13 protein-coding genes are annotated in these 16927 nt (G+C 57.6%); 8 read left to right on the top strand and 5 right to left on the bottom strand.

Going from position 1 to position 16927, the window contains the following annotated elements; translation table 11 throughout:
* Nucleotides 1-42 precede the first annotated feature (42 nt).
* Together CVS30_RS04465 and scpC are read right to left on the bottom strand one after the other, a co-directional pair.
* Nucleotides 43-939, bottom strand: coding sequence for a hypothetical protein (locus CVS30_RS04465; protein ID WP_110484137.1), 897 nt, complete (start codon nt 937-939; stop codon nt 43-45).
* Nucleotides 940-1438: 499 nt separating this feature from the next.
* Nucleotides 1439-2950, bottom strand: coding sequence for a succinyl-CoA:acetate CoA-transferase ScpC (gene scpC, locus CVS30_RS04470; protein WP_110484138.1), 1512 nt, complete (start codon nt 2948-2950; stop codon nt 1439-1441).
* Between the two features lie 182 nt (nt 2951-3132).
* Here scpC and CVS30_RS04475 point away from each other — a divergent pair, with 182 nt between their 5' ends.
* Both CVS30_RS04475 and CVS30_RS04480 read left to right on the top strand, forming a co-directional pair.
* A complete protein-coding gene (locus tag CVS30_RS04475; protein WP_110484139.1) occupies nt 3133-3498 on the top strand; it encodes a hypothetical protein in 366 nt (121 codons plus the stop codon).
* A 50-nt stretch (nt 3499-3548) separates the two neighbouring features.
* Nucleotides 3549-3941 carry a hypothetical protein gene (locus tag CVS30_RS04480; protein ID WP_146233338.1) on the top strand — a complete coding sequence of 131 codons (393 nt, stop codon included), beginning with the start codon at nt 3549-3551 and terminating at the stop codon, nt 3939-3941.
* 25 nt (nt 3942-3966) lie between these two features.
* Here the strand turns inward: CVS30_RS04480 and CVS30_RS04485 are convergent, their stop codons facing one another.
* Both CVS30_RS04485 and CVS30_RS04490 read right to left on the bottom strand, forming a co-directional pair.
* Nucleotides 3967-4875: a DNA-methyltransferase gene (locus CVS30_RS04485; protein ID WP_110484141.1), complete on the bottom strand. Its 909-nt coding sequence runs from the start codon at nt 4873-4875 to the stop codon at nt 3967-3969.
* A 65-nt stretch (nt 4876-4940) separates the two neighbouring features.
* Nucleotides 4941-5702 (bottom strand): pullulanase X25 domain-containing protein, encoded by a 762-nt coding sequence (locus CVS30_RS04490; protein ID WP_306418754.1) that lies wholly within the window; start codon nt 5700-5702, stop codon nt 4941-4943.
* A gap of 305 nt (nt 5703-6007) precedes the next feature.
* On the opposite strand from CVS30_RS04490, the gene CVS30_RS04495 reads away from it, so the two are divergent.
* From CVS30_RS04495 to CVS30_RS04505, 3 genes are all read left to right on the top strand, one after another.
* Nucleotides 6008-6433 carry a (deoxy)nucleoside triphosphate pyrophosphohydrolase gene (locus CVS30_RS04495; protein ID WP_110484142.1) on the top strand — a complete coding sequence of 142 codons (426 nt, stop codon included), beginning with the start codon at nt 6008-6010 and terminating at the stop codon, nt 6431-6433.
* Nucleotides 6430-9339, top strand: coding sequence for a DEAD/DEAH box helicase (locus CVS30_RS04500; protein WP_110484143.1), 2910 nt, complete (start codon nt 6430-6432; stop codon nt 9337-9339). Before CVS30_RS04495 ends, CVS30_RS04500 begins: the two co-directional genes overlap by 4 nt.
* A gap of 115 nt (nt 9340-9454) precedes the next feature.
* Entirely contained in the window at nt 9455-10615 is a 1161-nt protein-coding gene (locus CVS30_RS04505) for a YncE family protein (RefSeq protein WP_110484144.1), read from the top strand.
* Between the two features lie 11 nt (nt 10616-10626).
* Here CVS30_RS04505 and CVS30_RS04510 read toward each other — a convergent pair whose 3' ends face one another.
* Nucleotides 10627-11682, bottom strand: coding sequence for a zinc-dependent alcohol dehydrogenase family protein (locus CVS30_RS04510; protein ID WP_110484145.1), 1056 nt, complete (start codon nt 11680-11682; stop codon nt 10627-10629).
* 244 nt (nt 11683-11926) lie between these two features.
* Here CVS30_RS04510 and CVS30_RS04515 point away from each other — a divergent pair, with 244 nt between their 5' ends.
* The 3 genes from CVS30_RS04515 to CVS30_RS04525 all read left to right on the top strand — a co-directional run bounded on the left by CVS30_RS04515 (nt 11927) and on the right by CVS30_RS04525 (nt 16640).
* Nucleotides 11927-15136 (top strand): glycosyl hydrolase family 95 catalytic domain-containing protein, encoded by a 3210-nt coding sequence (locus tag CVS30_RS04515; protein ID WP_110484146.1) that lies wholly within the window; start codon nt 11927-11929, stop codon nt 15134-15136.
* A 141-nt stretch (nt 15137-15277) separates the two neighbouring features.
* Entirely contained in the window at nt 15278-15754 is a 477-nt protein-coding gene (locus CVS30_RS04520) for a DUF6941 family protein (protein ID WP_110484147.1), read from the top strand.
* Between the two features lie 91 nt (nt 15755-15845).
* A complete protein-coding gene (locus CVS30_RS04525) occupies nt 15846-16640 on the top strand; it encodes a TspO/MBR family protein (RefSeq protein ID WP_110484148.1) in 795 nt (264 codons plus the stop codon).
* The last annotated feature ends 287 nt before the right edge of the window (nt 16641-16927 follow it).

A 16927-nucleotide genomic window follows, 5' to 3' on the forward strand; every position in this document is an offset into this window, starting at 1 on the left:
TCACCAACTACGTCGCCAGATCACTGCTGGAATCAGGCGGATTCAGACCGAAACTACACTCTCAATTCTGAAGAGCCTCATAACGTGCCGCAACGCCTCATTGGTTCCAGAGAATTGTGGTTGCTCTTTCGCCACACTTGCCGCAATTTTTCGATCTAGGCTGACAACCCGTTTGAACTGGTCGAACAGTACCGCATGGTCCTTCGGAGAGAAATTCGTGAGTGTCTGAGTCAACAGTGATATTGCGTGGGAGTCATTACCGATTGTTGTTTGAACAGTTGGTGAACTCGCGAAATTCTGGAACATCGCATCAATATTCGGATCCTCTGGATTGGTCTCTCGCGAGGAGTAACGCTGGGCCATTTTGCTGCGCATCGCCGCGACAGAGGGATCCTTTGGCGGCACTAAAGCGACATTGAAGAGCGGACTCTTCTGAGTTACCAGTTCATTCTGCCGCCGCCCAGCCATGGCCCTACCAGACATTTCCCCGCGTAGGTTCAGGGGCATGCTTGGCGATTTCTCTAGCCGGACTCCTTTCGTTGACGCGCCTATCTCAGGACCGACACTTGACTTCGTCTCAGCAACACGTTTTTTCTGTGAAATCCTATGTTGAACATGCCGCTGAACCTGAGACCAGTTACGGTCAGGGTATTCGGCAATGTCAGCTCTTTTGGGTATGTACCCCTTATCCAGCAGTTGTTTCCGATACTCCCCTTCCAGCAAGTCGTAGACCGACAGTCTGATTTTTCCGTCGGACCTCGGAACGTAATCTCCTGCTCTCCACGGTTGCTGTAGAAGCCTGCGGTAGTGATAGGCAAAATCCCTCAAAGCGTCTGCCTGGGCGTCGGTGAGAAGGAATGAGGCAGGCCGACTACCCACCGGAAACCGAAGTTCACGAGCTTCTTCCCAGAGCAACGCAATTGAAATTTTCAACGTCATTGCCAGATCGCCCAGTTGAACGGCCCCGCCGCGCCGCGCGTTTTCCGAAGGGTTACGGACTCTAGCCTGCGTGCTGTCCCGCTCTCATTGGCAGTGGTCCTCAACGATTTCATATTGTCAGGGCGGTTGCCCCGGGGCTCTCCACCGATTCCGTCCGCTTGGCTACCGGATTTAGGTCTGACGTCACGATTTTTGTCATGGCCTCTAGGATCGTTTTGTCCTCCCGTCAGCGTCGCACGAATCGACTTTAGAAGCCGAATTTGTTCATCAGAAAATGTCGACATAATGGCACTCCCAACGCAATAAGTACGGATGGCGGAGTCGTTAAGAGTCTGAGATTTCCTTCACGAAAAGCATCACGTTCTCAAATCGACCTTGCTTCGGAGCCTACAGATTGGGTCTGAAATTCTTCATCCGAAGTATGAGCTAGCCCCGGAATCCAAAGAATCGTGGGCCCACCGAAATAGGAAGTTCGACAGACCCACGATTAGAGGAAGAACTAGAGCCGCATATCTCCGGTCTCGATGTAGCGCTGGTGCCAGGACAGCGCCTCGCCCATCAGGTGCGGGGTGTGCTTGCCATAGGAATCACGCAGCGCACGCTCGAAATAGTCCTCAAGCATCGGCTTGTAGTCCGGGTGCGCGAGCTTCTCGGTGATCAAACGAGCGCGCTGCTTCGGGGAAAGTCCACGAAGATCGGCGTAGCCCTGCTCGGTAATTAGCAGCATCGTGTCGTGCTCGGTGTGGTCCACATGGCTTGCGAAGGGCACAATTCCGGAGATTCGGCCCTCCTTGGCCACCGAAGGCGACATGAACACGGACAGGAAACCGTTGCGAGCAAAGTCGCCGGATCCGCCAATACCGTTCATGACGTGCGATCCCACAACGTTCGTGGAGTTCACATTGCCGTAAATGTCTGCCTCGATCATGCCGTTGAGGGCAACACAGCCGAGTCGACGGATCAATTCTGGGTGGTTGGAGATCTCTTGGGTGCGCAGCACAATGCGTTCCCGGTAAAAGTCCACGTGCTTGTTGAATTCGGCAATGCCGGCTTCGGACAGTGAGAAGGAGGTGGCCGACGCGAAGGCAATCGTCCCGTCCTTGATCAGTCCGAGCATGCCGTCCTGGATCACCTCGGTGTACGCCTTCAGCCCACGGTACCCGCCACGGGACAACCCGGCCAGCACGGCGTTGGCAATGTTGCCCACGCCAGACTGCAGCGGCAATAGCTTGTCGGTCATGCGCCCGGTCTTAATTTCCCCGTCGAGGAAATCAAGGAGATGATCGGCGATCTGGTTGGAGACGGCATCGGGCTCGGCAAAGGCGGACAGGCGGTCCGGCGCATCGGTTTCAACAACAGCGATGACCTTGGACAGATCGACGTCCATGTACGGCTGACCAATTCGGTCTTCCGGGTGGTTCAGCATGATCGGCTTGCGGAACGGCGGAAGCGCGGTGCCGTAGTAAACGTCGTGCATGCCTTCGAGCCCGGCCGACTGCTGCTTGTTGACCTCGATGATGACGGCATCGGCCATGTCCAGCCAGGTCTTGTTATTACCCACCGAGGATGAGGGAATCAGGCTGCCATCCTCGCGGATACCGACCACTTCGATGATGGCAATGTTGATGTCGCCGTAAAAGCCAAACCAAGCATGCTGCGCAACGTGGCTGAGGTGAATATCCATGTATTCAATCTCACCGTCATTGATCCGCTTCCGCAGCAATGGATCGGACATGTAGGGCAGGCGCAGTTCCATGCCGCCAGCCTTCGCGAGCACACCGTCGAGCTCGGGAGCGGTCGAGGCGCCCGTGAGAATCTTGATCTGAAAGTCGGTACCGGCGGCGTGTGCCTTTTCCATCTGCTCAGCAAGAGCCTGCGGGACTGACTTCGGGTAGCCAGCGCCAGTGAAGCCGCTCATCGCTACTGTCATCCCAGGCTTAATGAGAGCCGCTGCTGCCTCGGCTGACATTCGCTTTTCCAACAGTCCGGCGTGGCGGATACGGTCGTGCACAGTGGTCCTCTTTCACATCGTCGTCAAGACATCCTGCAATGCCGTCCCAACCACTATAGACCGTGACGCACGATACACCGGACCCGCGACTATGTCTATAGTTTTTCGCCCTTTAAAGTACGACGGCGCCTCCCCCTTCTCCTGGCACCATCACCTACCGCTCTTGCTGGTAGAAATAAGGAATGACCGAGACTCCCAGCCCTTCTCCCGCCCATGATGAACTGCGCCATAACCAGCGTTCGCAGCTCAAAGGTTCCATGGTTTCGCTCGTTGCTTGGGCTGTCGTGATTCTGCCGATCATTTTGCTGGCTATTCTCGTTTTTGCCACCGTCCTAGAGCCCAGCGCCAGCATCGCTACACCCGGGCGTATCGCCATAGCCATCGGCGGCGCAGCTCTCCTGTTCTGCATGATTGCATCTCCGCATCTGCTCGGACAGGCCGTTCGATTCCGCGAACGGGCGATGTGGCGCGCCGCTTTGGTCACCGGCATCCCCACGGTGTGCGTGGTCCTCTACTTTGTATTCCGGTGGCTCAGCAACCTCGGCTAGCCCAAAACCGATCATAGAAACCGCCCAGTTTCGCATGCCACACTGGATCCATGCCTCGTCCCCACAGTGAAATCCCATCCCAACGCCTCGCGGTGTCCCGTTCACAGAGCGTCCCCGTGGCCAAGCCTCAGCGCTCTATCTGGTGGGCGGTTGGCATCGCCCTAGTGGGCTGGATAGTTCTGGCCTATCCCATCGTCCTACTGGGGTTGCTTTCACTCGTGGTCATGACAGGATCCGTCGACGGAACGGTTACAGCACCGGGCATTGCTCTAGGCGTCATGGGGATGCTGGGCGCGCTGGCCATGTTGGCTTTCCCACTGCTGCTTGGTCTCGCCATCAAAGCACGACGTCGGGCCCTCTGGCTCCCAGCGCTGCTGACAGGCGCGCTCACCGTCGCCGCCTGCATCTACCTCACGGTCGAGTGGCTCATCCCGCTGGGATAACCGCGGAACCGCGCGTCACGAACCGCTATTTAGCACTCTCGTGCTGAATAAATTCGACCTTCTCCGGATCCAGTCGAGTCTTCATAACCTCGATGGCTTCAGGGTTCTGATCCACCATGACGAAGCGGCGGTCCAGCTCCAAGGCGGCAGCACCGGTCGTGCCCGATCCGCCGAAGAAGTCCAGTACCCAGTCACCCTTTTCGGTACTGGCCTGAATGATGCGGCGCAGGATGCCCAGCGGCTTCTGCGTCGGGTATCCGGTCTTCTCATGCCCGTTGGGTGAAACGATCGTGTGCCACCAGGTATCTGTGGGCAGCTTGCCGAGCGCTACCTTTTCAGGAGTCACCAGTCCGGGCGCCATGTACGGCTCGCGGTCCACCTCGATGCTGTTGAAGTAGTACGTCTTGGGGTTTTTCACGTACACAAGGATGTTGTCGTGCTTGGCCGGCCACTTCTTTTTGGACCGTGCGCCATAGTCGTACGCCCAGATGATCTCGTTGAGGAAGCATTCGCGGCCGAAGAGCGCGTCGAGCAAAACCTTCGCGTAGTGCACCTCACGGTAGTCGAGGTGGAGGTACAGCGTGCCGTCGTCGGCCAGAAGTCGCCAGGCCTCTTCCAGACGCGGCTCAAGGAACTCCCAGTAGTCGCCAAAAGAGTCGTTGTAGCTGAGTGTCAGGCCCTTGATCGTGTCATAGCTACGACCCTTGAATCCCACGCGCGATCCAGTTTCGCTGCGCACATTCGTGATGTTGTGGCGGGCCTGGACCTTGCCGGTGTTGAACGGCGGGTCGATGTAAATCAGGCGGAAGCTCTCATCCGGAAGCGTCCCGAGGAAGCTGAGATTGTCCCCCTCAGCGACGAGGTTCTTCCCGTCAGCCTGCCAGGTTGAAGCCGGGGCTGGGCTCAGGGGTGAATCGCTCGCGTCCGTTGTCATACATCAAGGCTATCGGGGCGGCCGGGAAGCCCGAAACTGAGCACTTCCCGACCGCCCCATTCTCGCTAGCGTTCTGCCCGCAAAACGTCCTTAGTTGCATGGTCATACCGGAAAGTGACGGGTCCGCCGGCGTGCGCAAACTCATGGTTGGCACCGTCCAGAACACCGAAGGCACCGTAGTTTTCATCCCACGATCCGTTCAGCACCGCTTTATAGCTGTACTGTCCGGCAGGTAGTTCGGCAGTGAGCTGCCAGAATCCGGATTCTTCCAGCGTCATCTGAAGACTCGGGTGGTTGGGATCCCAATTCTCGGCACCGACAGCATGGCCAAAGTCGCCTGCCAGGCCAACCGATGCAGGCTGCTCCCCCAGTACGACGTCGGCCACAACCGGCTTCTTCGCAGCGGCAGCTTTCGCTGGCTTTGCCTTAGGTGACGCCTTCTTAGCGGCAGGCTTCTTGGCTGCCGACTTTTCAGGCAATGGCGTGCCAGCCGGGATGAGTGTGCCGTTACTCAATGCGTCGGCCAACTTTTCAACGGTATTGAAGGCGATGGTGGCGCGAAGACCGTTATCGGTGATGCTCCATCCGCTACGACCCTTGGTGATCCAGCCAGCCTTGACGAGGTCAGCCGTGGCCTTGGTGAGGTTCTTGTGTCCGCGGGGAATACCTCCGCTGAGGAGTTCCGATTCTTCCTTGGTGAAGGGAACCCGGGCTGTTGCTTCCGCGAGGACTTCTCCCCCATTGGGCTTCTCTTCTAGCCACGATCCGGCGGCCATGATGTCGAGAACTTCTTTGAGTCGGCGATTGGTATTGTCACGAATGCTCACGGCAAATCTCCTCTTTAAAGCGGGGTGTGATTCTACTGTGGCATGTTCAGACCCTACGCGTCAGTACATGACGAAAACAGTTGAAGACTCCCACTGATTCAGGATTCTCCAAATCGATTCCTGCCCCAAACACGACCACTACTAGGTCCATGGCAGGAATCGAGGAAGTTGCAATCTTCAATCCGCAAATACTCCAATCAATCTGCCGGCATCTCGACGGAAAGTTAGCATCGAATGCCAGACCCACTTGTTGTGCTGACTGACAGGGATCTTGAGCCTTTAGGTCCCTGCTAGCCTGGTCAATTATGACTAGTTACGATTCAAGCTCCCAGACGAAAAAGCGCATCAATGTTGTTGGTGCCGTGTTAGTTGATGGCGACACTGTGCTGGCAGCACAGCGCGGAGCAGCTATGTCACTCAGCGGACTGTGGGAATTTCCGGGCGGCAAGATCGAGCCGAATGAGACTCCTCAGCAGGCCTTGCGCAGGGAACTTGAAGAAGAGCTTCTCTGCACCGCTGAGGTTGGAGATCACCTAGAGACTACCGAGTATGAGTACGACTTTGGTCTGGTCATTCTCAGTACATATATTTGCCGTTTGGTGGAGGGCACCCCTGAATTAACTGAGCACGCGGAAATTCGCTGGGTTCCAGTATCTGAATTACATTCACTGGACTGGGCGCCAGCCGACATCCCTGCGGTAGATCGCCTCGTCAGGGAGCACGGCCAATGAGTTTTGGAGCCGCGGACGTCGTCCGCGCTGACACGGCTTTTGGGTTCATAGACTCGGCAACAACATCTGACCAGGTATTCCATCCTGTTCTAATCTCGAATGAGAATGAGAATACGATGCTCCGCGCAATCCGCCAGGAGTTGCAGCGCTCCAAGAGCTTCATTATTTCAGTAGCATTTATCACGACGAGCGCCATCGCCCTTCTAAAAGAAGTCCTCCTGCAATACGACGGTCCCGGAGTCATCGTGACTTCGACATATCTTGGCTTCAACTCTCCGGAGATGTTTCGTGAATTGCTTAGCCTCGAAGACGTAGATGTTTACGTCCACCCAGGAACTTCGGGCGGCTTTCATGCCAAGGGATACGTCTTTGACCTGGGTGATACAACTACAGCGATCATCGGAAGCTCAAATCTTACGGCTAACGCATTACTGAGGAACTCTGAATGGAATCTCAGGTTTTCTGCGCTCCCAGATGGTGACATCACGCATCAGCTCCAGGAAGCAATCGGTCGCCAAAAACACGTCTCCGAACCACTGACAGCGAACTGGATCACCGCATACGAAGAGATTTATGTCCAGAAACCAGCATCCCCATTTGAGGAACTACTTCCAAGTCGAGTCTTGGACGGTCCTGCGGTGGGTGGCAAAATTTACCCAAACTCGATGCAACTGGAAGCATTGGAAGCGATCAGCCAAGTTCGAGATTCAGGCGAACGACGCGCCCTCGTAATCTCTGCAACGGGAACCGGAAAAACGATACTCTCAGCGCTCGATGTCCGTGCCGTCGATCCGGCGCGAATGCTATTCATTGTCCACCGCGAGCAAATCCTTGACAAAGCAATGTCGGAATTTGAACAAGTTCTTGAAGTCGACCGCTCGTCTCTCGGCAAGTTTGTTGGCTCCCAACGTGAAATTGAACGGCAGTTTGTCTTCGCAACAATTCAAACGATTTCCAAGAAAGCAACGCTGCAGAGCATCAATCGCGATCATTTCGACTACATTCTTATTGATGAAGTTCACCGCGCTGGAGCAGAAAGCTACAGGCGCCTGATCGATTGGTTCACTCCCAAATTCCTGTTGGGCCTCACGGCTACACCAGAACGCACAGATGACTTCAACGTCTTTGAGCTATTCGATTTCAATGTTCCCTACGAGATTCGGCTGCAAGCCGCTCTCGAGGCCCAAATGCTCGTACCGTTTCACTATTATGGCGTTACGGACTACGTCGATTCTGATGGAACTACAGTCGACGACACTTCAAACCTAACCCGCCTTGTGGCTCCCGAACGAGTCGAGCACCTCATCAGAGCCATCAAAACGTATGGCCATGCCGGCCCCACACGAGGCCTCATGTTTTGCAGCCGACGCGACGAAGCCTACGAGCTCTCTCGACTCCTCAATCATCAAGTTGTAAACGGTGTCCTGCTCAGAACTAAAGTACTGACCGGTTCCGATTCCAATGAGGTTCGAAATGAAACAGTTGCGCGGCTGGAAATTGGCGATCTTGACTACATTTTGACGGTCGATATTTTCAATGAAGGTATTGATATTCCGTCGATCAATCAGGTCGTCATGCTGCGTCAGACTCAATCCAACATCATATTCACGCAGCAGCTTGGCCGTGGTCTACGAAAGAATTCAGGAAAAGACCATCTCAGAGTGATCGACTTCATCGGGAATTATGCGAATAATTACATGATTCCGATTGCTCTTCTCGGCGACAGATCACTAAACAAGGACGCCGTTCGACGGAAACTGATCAATATTGATCAAGCAGGGACTATCTCTGGGCTCTCCAGCGTAAACTTTGATCGAGTCTCGCGCGAGCGGATCTTGCAGTCTCTAGCGAACACCTCTCTTGACAGTTTGGCCAACATCAAGATGGCATTTAACGAACTTGCACAGCGTCTGGGCCGCACACCTTTACTTTTTGATTTCGCCAGATACGACAGCGTTGATCCCGTTGTCGTCGCTACCAAGAGCAAGAACTACTGGTCTCTTCAAAATAGATTCAAAGTTGACTCCACGAATCCAACCAACGCTGAAGAGTCCTTCCTAAATTTCCTCACTATGGAGCTTATGAACGGAAAGCGGCCACACGAGCTACTACTGCTGGAGAAGCTCCTAGCCGTCCCAGAAATATCGGTAGCGGCCTACAAGGAACTACTACGTTCCAATGGTTCCGTGAGCGATGACAAGACGCTAGATTCTGTGAGACGTATCCTGTCACTGGAATTTTTTACTTCCGGTGAACAGAAGAAATACGGCAGTAGCTCCTACGTTGATTCATCCAACGGCGCATTTAAGCTGAGTGAATTCGCTAGGACTCTACTGAATGATTCAACGACTTTGCGGGGCCATGTCCAGGATGTCATCGCAACTGGCAAATACCTCGCTCGACACCGTTATGACCACACTGGCACTCTTCAAGTTGGAAAAATGTACTCCCGCAAAGATGTCTGCCGCCTACTCAATTGGAAGAGCAACGAGTACAGCACAATGTACGGATACAAGGTTGATCAGTTTTCACAATCTTGCCCAATCTTTGTGACTTACCACAAGGCTGATCATGTTGCTGAAAGTACCCGTTACGAAGATGAGTTCGTTGACCCCACAAGGCTTAAATGGTTCACTCGGAGCAACCGGACGCTTAAGAGCGCTGAAGTCCGTTCAATTGTTAACGGCGATGTCCCTCTCCATATCTTCGTAAAGAAGGATGATGCCGAAGGGTCCGACTTCTACTATCTTGGGCAAGCTGACTCTCGGGATGCGGATCAAACAACAATGGCAGGCAAGGAGGGCAAAGAGCTCAGCGTCGTCACTATGGGATTAGACTTCATCACTCCAATTGAGAATGGGCTGTACGAGTACATCTCTGACCAGGGGGTCCAGGAACGGTCGTAGCTATGGGTGGCCCCGCACAGCCTCACAAGGCTTGTGGAAATCAACTTGCCGCAACGCTATCAGGAGCACAGAAGTGGGAACCATGAATTTTCAGGGGCAGGAATCCGGGTTAAGAATGTCTCGCAGGGCAGTCCTCGCCCTTACCGGCGTTGCCGGACTTGCGCTAGCCGGCTGCACTTCCGAGTCGCCGGTGGCCCAGACCTCATCAACGACTCGGCTTCCCTCCGCTTCGGTGACCACGGTCCCGACTGCAAGCGCTGAGCCGACTGTCAGTCATTCGCCGTCGAACTTCTTGTTGGCGACCTTGGCACACAGCGATGGGATTGCCCGGATCGATCCTTCCAAGGACGGCTCTGGTGCGGTTGAGGTCCTGACTGTTGGCGCGGCTCCTTGGGGCATCGGCGTCCACGCTGCCAGCAATGCCGCTTTCGTTGCTACGGCGGAGGGTTTGGCTGTGGTCGATCTGGCACATTTCACCCGCCGGGCTCTGGTTCCTTACTTGCACCCGGCGCCAAACATCTCCCAAGGCGAGTATCGTCCCGGTGGCCTAGGCCTTGCGGTCTCCCCCGATGGTTCCGCCGTCTACGTAGCCGTTGGCCTTAATACTGAGACGACCTATTTGGAAGTGTTCGACGTCGCGAGCGGCGCATTCACCGGATCTGTACGTGTGGGGTGGCGACCGTTCGACGTGGTTGTGGATCCCAAGGGCGCCTGGGTCGCGACGATTGACCATGACAGCTTCACCGTCACGGTTGTAGATCCAAAGACGCTAAAAGCCACGCCCCACCAGATTGCACCTTTCGGCACGGAGGGCGGATTGGCGTCCTGGGAGAAGATTCACTACGCCGCGGTGGAGCCCGACGGCTCAATCCTCCTTCCTGTCCAAGGGAAGGTCGTGGTGCGGCTGAATCCGATGACCGGAACCAGCAGCACCATTCCCTCGACCGCCAACTCTCACGCTCATGGCACTGCCCTAGCTGGTGGCAGACTCCTCACCGTGGGCACGGGGTCATTCGGAAATGCCGATGGCGATCCGAACCTTTCCGTGCTTGATCTCGCCACGGGCGAGGAACGGATCGCACCCCTCGACGTGCCTCATGAGACTGTCGCCGGCTGGAGCGATGCCTCAGGCGAAGAGTGGGCAGCCGTTGCCGGTGGCAATACCCGCGACGAAGGCTGGGACGGAATAACGTTTGTCCGTCTCAATGACTTCCAGCAGCGGCAGCTACCCGTTCCCGGCTACCCACAGGTTGTTGTTAGCTACTCAAGCCTCTGAGTACTCCTCCGCTACGGGACCAGGAGGACCTTGATGGCACGTCGTTCGTCCATGGCACGGTAGGCCTCGGGAGCTTCCTCGAGGGGCATGACGACGTCGAATACTCGACCAGGGTTGATCTTGCCAGCCAGCACGTCGGCAAGGAGCTCCGGGATGTAGCTCCGGGCAGAGGCCATGCCACCGCCAACGCTGATGTTGGTATCGAAGAGGTAGCGCAGCGGGATCTCGGCACCGCCGGTGGGAACGCCAACAAAACCTAGGGCACCGCCCGGACGAACACAGTGCAGGGCCTGTTCCATGGATTCCTTCGTGCCAACGCATTCCAGGACTGAATCGGCCAGAACGCCGCCGAGGAGTTCACGCACCTTCGCTACGCCTTCGTCACCGCGTTCTTCCACGATGTCCGTGGCACCAAATTCGCGGGCAATCGCCTGCCGGTCGGCGTGCCGGGACATGGCGATAATCCGTTCGGCACCCAATCGCTTGGCTGCGAGAACCCCACACAGGCCCACGGCACCATCGCCGACCACCACGACGGTGCGGCCGGGGCCAGCTTGTGCCTTGAGTGCGGCGTGGTGGCCGGTGGCCATGACATCGGAGAGGGTCAACAGGCTGGCGCGCAGGGCATCGTCGGGCTCGGTAATCCCGGGAACCTTCACCAGCGTTGAATCGGCCAAGGGAACACGGACCGCTTGGCCCTGACCGTCATCGACCGGAAGACCGGCGTCGTCTGTTCCTCCCCAGCCGGCCAGGCGATCGCAGTCAACCGTGACGCCATTGAGGCATTGCGGGCACTTCCCGCAGCTGACCACGAAAGGCGCGATGACCAGGTCACCGACGGCCAGCGTGCTGACCTGGTCACCAAGGCTTTCAACCAGACCGATGAATTCGTGCCCGATCGCGGAGGGCTCGTGAGTGGGCTTCACGCCACGGTAGGGCCAGAGGTCGGAGCCGCAAACGCAGGCGGCGGTGACCTTCACGACGGCGTCGGTGGGCTGCAGGACTGTGGGGTATTCGCGGTCCTCGACCCGGATATCGCTGGGGCCGTGGATGATTGTTGCGCGCATGAAGATTCCTTGGGTCGTGGAAAGGGCGGAGTTCGAGTCTAGTTCCAAAGCGTCATCGTAGTAATTCCGGGTGTTACAAAAGTTTCGTCGGCGCCGCGCTCACCTGACCATTGGGGCAATTTCCACGTAACACCATAGACGTCGGATGTTATGCATGCCAAAATGGCGTAGCACCGCAAAAACAGGGGAAGTTTCACGAGATTTGCACAACAAACACCAGACCAATGTAGCTCAGGAGTTGTCCATGACTTTCGCACAACCATCACGCCGCCAAGCCCTCAAGCTCGGCGGGATCCTTGCCCTCACGCCACTTGCCACCCAACTTTTCACCCAAACAGCATCCGCCAAGACGGCAGCTCTGCCCGCCACGGTCTTGGCACCACATCCGGCCCTTTCAAACCACGCACTTTGGTACCAGCTTCCCGCCACTGATTGGCAGTCCGGCGCACTCCCTATCGGCAATGGCCGCCTTGGTGCCATGCTCTTCGGCGATCCCGCCAGCGACAGGATCCAGTTCAACGAGCAGAGCCTCTGGGGCGGTGCCAACAATTACGACAATGCGTTGGCCGGCAAGCCCGATGGCGCGTACGACACCAGCGTCACAGGCTTCGGCTCCTACAGGAACTTTGGCAACGTGGTTGTCAGCTTCAACGAACAGCCAGTCGTCACCTCACCCGGCGGACCGTACAAGGTCTGGGGCGCGGAAGGAGTCGAAGCGTCCATCGATAAGAACACAGGCACCAAGTGGTGTATCGATGGACCACCGGCCACAGTGACGTGGCAGATCAAGCTGCCGTCCGCCGTCGTGGTTTCAAAATACACATTCACCAGCGCCAATGATGTGCCCGCGCGTGACCCGCAGAACTGGACGTTCTCTGGTTCCCAGAACGGTGAAAGCTGGACTGCCCTCGACACCCAGTCGTTGCCGGCGCCGTTCGAGGAGCGTCGCCAGGCCAAGGAATTCACCTCCACGAATCAGACCCCATACGCCTACTACAAGTTCGATTTCACGCCCAAGCCCGGCGTGAGTCACTTCCAGGTCTCCGAAATTTCCCTGGCAGGTGTGAGTATGGGCGGACAGTCGGCCCTCTATCTCTCCTCCCCCACCGGCCAGTCCGACGGCGACGGAACGGGCGCGGACATCATGCGCACCGTGGACGGCTCCCCCACAACGGCGTGGGTGGCAGCCAACCCGGGATCCGGCGTCGTATGGCAGGGCGACCTCGGTAAAACCGTGGCCCTGACCTCCTATTCATTGACGTCGGCGGCAGAGAACGCCGGCGAGGATCCCACGCATTGGGTTCTCGAAGGCTCAAGCAACCGCCGCGACTGGGTTGTCCTGGATTCGCGCTCACCCGGGGCGCCCTTTGCCTCACGCGGCGCAACCGTCTCCTTCCCCCTGCCCGGCACGGCAACCTTCAGCTCCTACCGCTTGACCCTGCGCGGAGCTGTCGGCGCCGCGCAGCTGCGCATCGCCGAGGTGAGGCTGCAGGGCAACGGCTTCGATTCCCGTGCAAGCTCTGCCGTGGCCGAGTACAAGCGCGCCCTGGACCCGACCATTGGCGTCCACCTCACCCAATTTGGCACCCCCGGGAACCGCGTCCTACGAGAAGCCTTCGCCAGCCGGACCGCCGACGTCATCGTGATGCGCTACGAAACCGACAAGCCCGGCGGACTCACCGCGTCACTTGCCCTGACCTCGGGACAAGACGGCGTGGCGACGGCGGCCGACGCAGCATCGCGCTCACTAGCCTTCTCCGGCATGATGGCCAACCAGCTCAAACATGCGGCTACGCTGCGCATCGCCGAGACTGACGGCATTGTCACCGGCGTGGGCGCGAGCCTCCGCGTCCAGGGGGCCTCTATCATGACCTTGATCCTCGACGCCCGCACCAATTACAAGCTCGACGCCGCTGCAGGCTGGCGCGGTGCGGACCCCGAACCCGGCATCGCTGCGGCCATTGCCTCCGCCGCAGCCCGGCCCTACGACGCGTTGCGTGCGGAGCACCAGGGCGAACTCTCACCCCTGATGTCCCGCGTCTCCGTGGATTGGGGCACGACGCCGGATCAGGTCGCCAAGGTGCCCACCGACGTCCGGCTCGCGGCATATGGTGCGGGGCAGGATGATCCCAGTCTTGAACAAACCATGTTCGCCTACGGCCGCTACTTACTGCTCGGCTCATCCCGCCCCGGCGGGCTGCCGGCCAATCTGCAGGGCCTGTGGAATGACAGCAACCAACCTCCCTGGGCCTCGGATTACCACACCAACATCAACGTCCAGATGAACTACTGGGGTGCCGAAACCACCAACCTGGCCGAGAGTCACGAGCCGCTCATTGAGTTCATCAGGCAGGTGGCGGTCCCCAGCCGGGTGGCCACCCGGAACGCCTTTGGTGCTGAGACCCGCGGCTGGACGGCACGGACCAGCCAGAGCATCTTCGGAGGCAACTCTTGGGAGTGGAATACCGTTGCCAGCGCCTGGTACGGACAGCACATCTACGAACACTGGGCTTTCACGCAGGACTCCAGCTACCTGCGTGAAACCGCAGTTCCCTTACTGAAGGAAATCTGCCAGTTCTGGGAAGACCGGCTGGTTGAGGACTCAAACGGGAAGCTGGTGGCGCCGGATGGCTGGTCGCCCGAACATGGCCCGCGTGAGGACGGTGTCATGTACGACCAGCAGATCATTTGGGATCTGTTCCAGAATTACATTGACTGCGAGGCCGCAGCCGAATTGGATCTTGAGTACCAGGCCACGGTCAAGGAACTACAGTCGCGGCTCGCGCCCAACAAGATTGGCAAATGGGGTCAATTGCAGGAATGGCAGGCGGACCTCGATGATCCCAAAGACATCCACCGCCACACATCGCACCTGTTCGCCGTCTATCCGGGACGCCAGATCAATGTCGCGGAATCGCCAGAACTGGCGGCGGCCGCCTTGGTCTCGCTGAAGGCCCGCTGCGGAGAAAAGGAAGGCGTGCCGTTCACCGAGGGCAGCGTCTCCGGTGACAGCCGCCGGTCCTGGACCTGGCCATGGCGTGCAGCCTTGTTCGCCCGCCTAGGCGAGGCCGAACGTGCCCGCTTCATGCTGCGCGGGCTGTTGCGCTTCAACACCCTGCCCAACCTGTTCTGCAACCACCCGCCGTTCCAGATGGACGGCAACTTCGGCATCACCGGCGCTGTGGCGGAGATGCTCATCCAGAGTCATACCGGCACCATCCAGCTTCTCCCCGCGTTGCCGGCGTCATGGGCCGACGGTTCCTTCACCGGGCTCCGTGCCCGGGGCGGTTACCAGATCGACTGCATCTGGAGGAACGGCTTGGTGACGGAGGTCGTTGTCATTGGCGACAAGTCACCTAACCAGGGCAACGTCACCGTCCGCATGAATGGGAAGGACTACAGGGTCAAGCCCACGCGGCCGGGGCACAAGACCAAGCCGTTCTCGCCCAGCTAGGCACGTTATGGGTGGGTTAGCCGGGGCGCGAGTCCCGGCTAACCCACCCAAGATGACCGTCCGACGTCGTACTTCTTCTTGAAACTGCCGCGCAGCCTATGGTTAAGGCAACAGCCAATCACTAGCTACGGAGACTTCCGCATGAGCGATCTTTCGAGTGCGAGTGCCACCATTTTGATCGCGGATTTCGTCAACGTGGACGCCGCCGGCAAGGTCAATGTGATTGGCGGGGGCATCCAATTTCTGGGCTCGGACTTTGACAGTGGCCAGACGGCGCCATTCTCGGTGTTTGTCAGCGTAACCGTCAGCATTCCCTCGTTCGATGAGACGCAGGCGGCCGTTGAGGTGGTGCTTGTGGACTCGGACGGGCAGCCGGTGGCGGTGCCGAGCGAGGAGGGGGGCAATGTGATGCGGTTTAGCCAGTCGGTCGATTTCCGGCATACGACGGCGCCGGACATGCAACAACCGCCGATTGGTTTCCCGGGCTGCTCCAACGTGGTGCTGAACTTTCCCGGCGGGCTGCCACTGCCGACAGGGACGACGTACGAGTGGATGGTGCTGCTCAATGGCACACGGCTGACCACGACGTCGTTCTTTGTGCCGGGGCCGAGCAAATAGCGCGTCTTGGCTCAAGGCAAAAGTGAACTTCTCATTACTGTTCAGTAACATCTGTTGATTTGAGCTTCCTCGACGACAAGGCTGTTGTTGTATGAAGCCATCAAACAGAACGAACGACACCTCACTCCGACGCCCTGTCATTGTTGCCGCAAGCGCTGCTGTGGCCGTCATTGGCTCCTTTATTGGGTCTGGCGCAGCCGGCGGCACCGAAATTCAGAAAGCTTCCGGTGGCGCATTGGCCGCCGACGCCACCCTGCTGGCACCGTATGGCTCGGCATTTTCGATCTGGTCCGTCATCTACCTTGGGCTTATCGCGTACGCCGTTTGGCAGTTCCTGCCCCAGCAGCGACGCCAGCTTCGCCACCAAAGGCTGGGATATCACGTGGCAGCGTCGCTTCTGCTCAACGCGGCGTGGATTCTCAGCATCCAGTTTGATCAGCTGTGGCTCAGCGTTCCCATCATCGTTGTGCTCTTACTTGTCTTGTTCTGGATCTTCGCTCTACTGCGTAAGAACCGCTCGACATCCGCAGTGGACGCCGTCGTCACCGATGGCAGCCTAGGCCTCTACCTAGGGTGGGTGTGCGTCGCCACCGGGGCAAACATTGCTGCGTGGACGGTCTCCATGGGCTGGTCGGGATTCGGCATCAGCGGCACCCTGTGGGCCTTGGGCGCGCTAGTTGTGATCGTCATTATTGGGCTACTACTGGCGGTCTTCGGCAAGGGCCGGTTGGCTCCTGCCGCATCCATTGCATGGGGTCTTTCCTGGCTGGCCGTGGCACGTATCTCCGGCGAACTCGAATCTGGTGCCGTGGCCGTGGCCGCTTTAATTGGCGCGGCCCTAGTAGTTTTGGTGACCATCACATTACGGCTGAGAGCAATGAGGTAGCAGATTTCACGTCCTGCACGCCACTGGCGCGTACTCTTACAGCGACAATTCGGGGAAAAAATCCTCGGGTCATTTTTGGATCTAAGTTGAAACTCCACATTTCAAAAACCCCGAGATCGCGGATCATTTTGATCGATTGACACCCAAATTCATGCCAAATTGTCTCCCCTGAGCCATCTCCTCAGACATCAAGAATATTGATGACTGACATCTAATCCATTCGATTCATTGATTCACAACTTTGGAATCCATACGATCTAAGGCAACGTCAATGGGTGACCCACGTT

This window comes from Arthrobacter psychrolactophilus (assembly GCF_003219795.1).
GTDB classification, from domain to species: Bacteria; Actinomycetota; Actinomycetes; order Actinomycetales; family Micrococcaceae; genus Specibacter; species Specibacter psychrolactophilus.

Excerpts from the sequence above, each read along its gene's own strand:
- CVS30_RS04480 (WP_146233338.1), top strand. The coding sequence starts at position 3,549 with ATGCCTCGTCCCCACAGTGAAATCCCATCCCAACGCCTCGCGGTGTCC.
- CVS30_RS04500 (WP_110484143.1), top strand. The coding sequence starts at position 6,430 with ATGAGTTTTGGAGCCGCGGACGTCGTCCGCGCTGACACGGCTTTTGGG.
- CVS30_RS04475 (WP_110484139.1), top strand. The coding sequence starts at position 3,133 with ATGACCGAGACTCCCAGCCCTTCTCCCGCCCATGATGAACTGCGCCAT.
- CVS30_RS04510 (WP_110484145.1), bottom strand. The coding sequence starts at position 11,682 with ATGCGCGCAACAATCATCCACGGCCCCAGCGATATCCGGGTCGAGGAC.
- CVS30_RS04525 (WP_110484148.1), top strand. The coding sequence starts at position 15,846 with ATGAAGCCATCAAACAGAACGAACGACACCTCACTCCGACGCCCTGTC.
- CVS30_RS04520 (WP_110484147.1), top strand. The coding sequence starts at position 15,278 with ATGAGCGATCTTTCGAGTGCGAGTGCCACCATTTTGATCGCGGATTTC.
- CVS30_RS04515 (WP_110484146.1), top strand. The coding sequence starts at position 11,927 with ATGACTTTCGCACAACCATCACGCCGCCAAGCCCTCAAGCTCGGCGGG.
- CVS30_RS04505 (WP_110484144.1), top strand. The coding sequence starts at position 9,455 with ATGTCTCGCAGGGCAGTCCTCGCCCTTACCGGCGTTGCCGGACTTGCG.
- CVS30_RS04465 (WP_110484137.1), bottom strand. The coding sequence starts at position 939 with ATGACGTTGAAAATTTCAATTGCGTTGCTCTGGGAAGAAGCTCGTGAA.
- CVS30_RS04495 (WP_110484142.1), top strand. The coding sequence starts at position 6,008 with ATGACTAGTTACGATTCAAGCTCCCAGACGAAAAAGCGCATCAATGTT.
- CVS30_RS04485 (WP_110484141.1), bottom strand. The coding sequence starts at position 4,875 with ATGACAACGGACGCGAGCGATTCACCCCTGAGCCCAGCCCCGGCTTCA.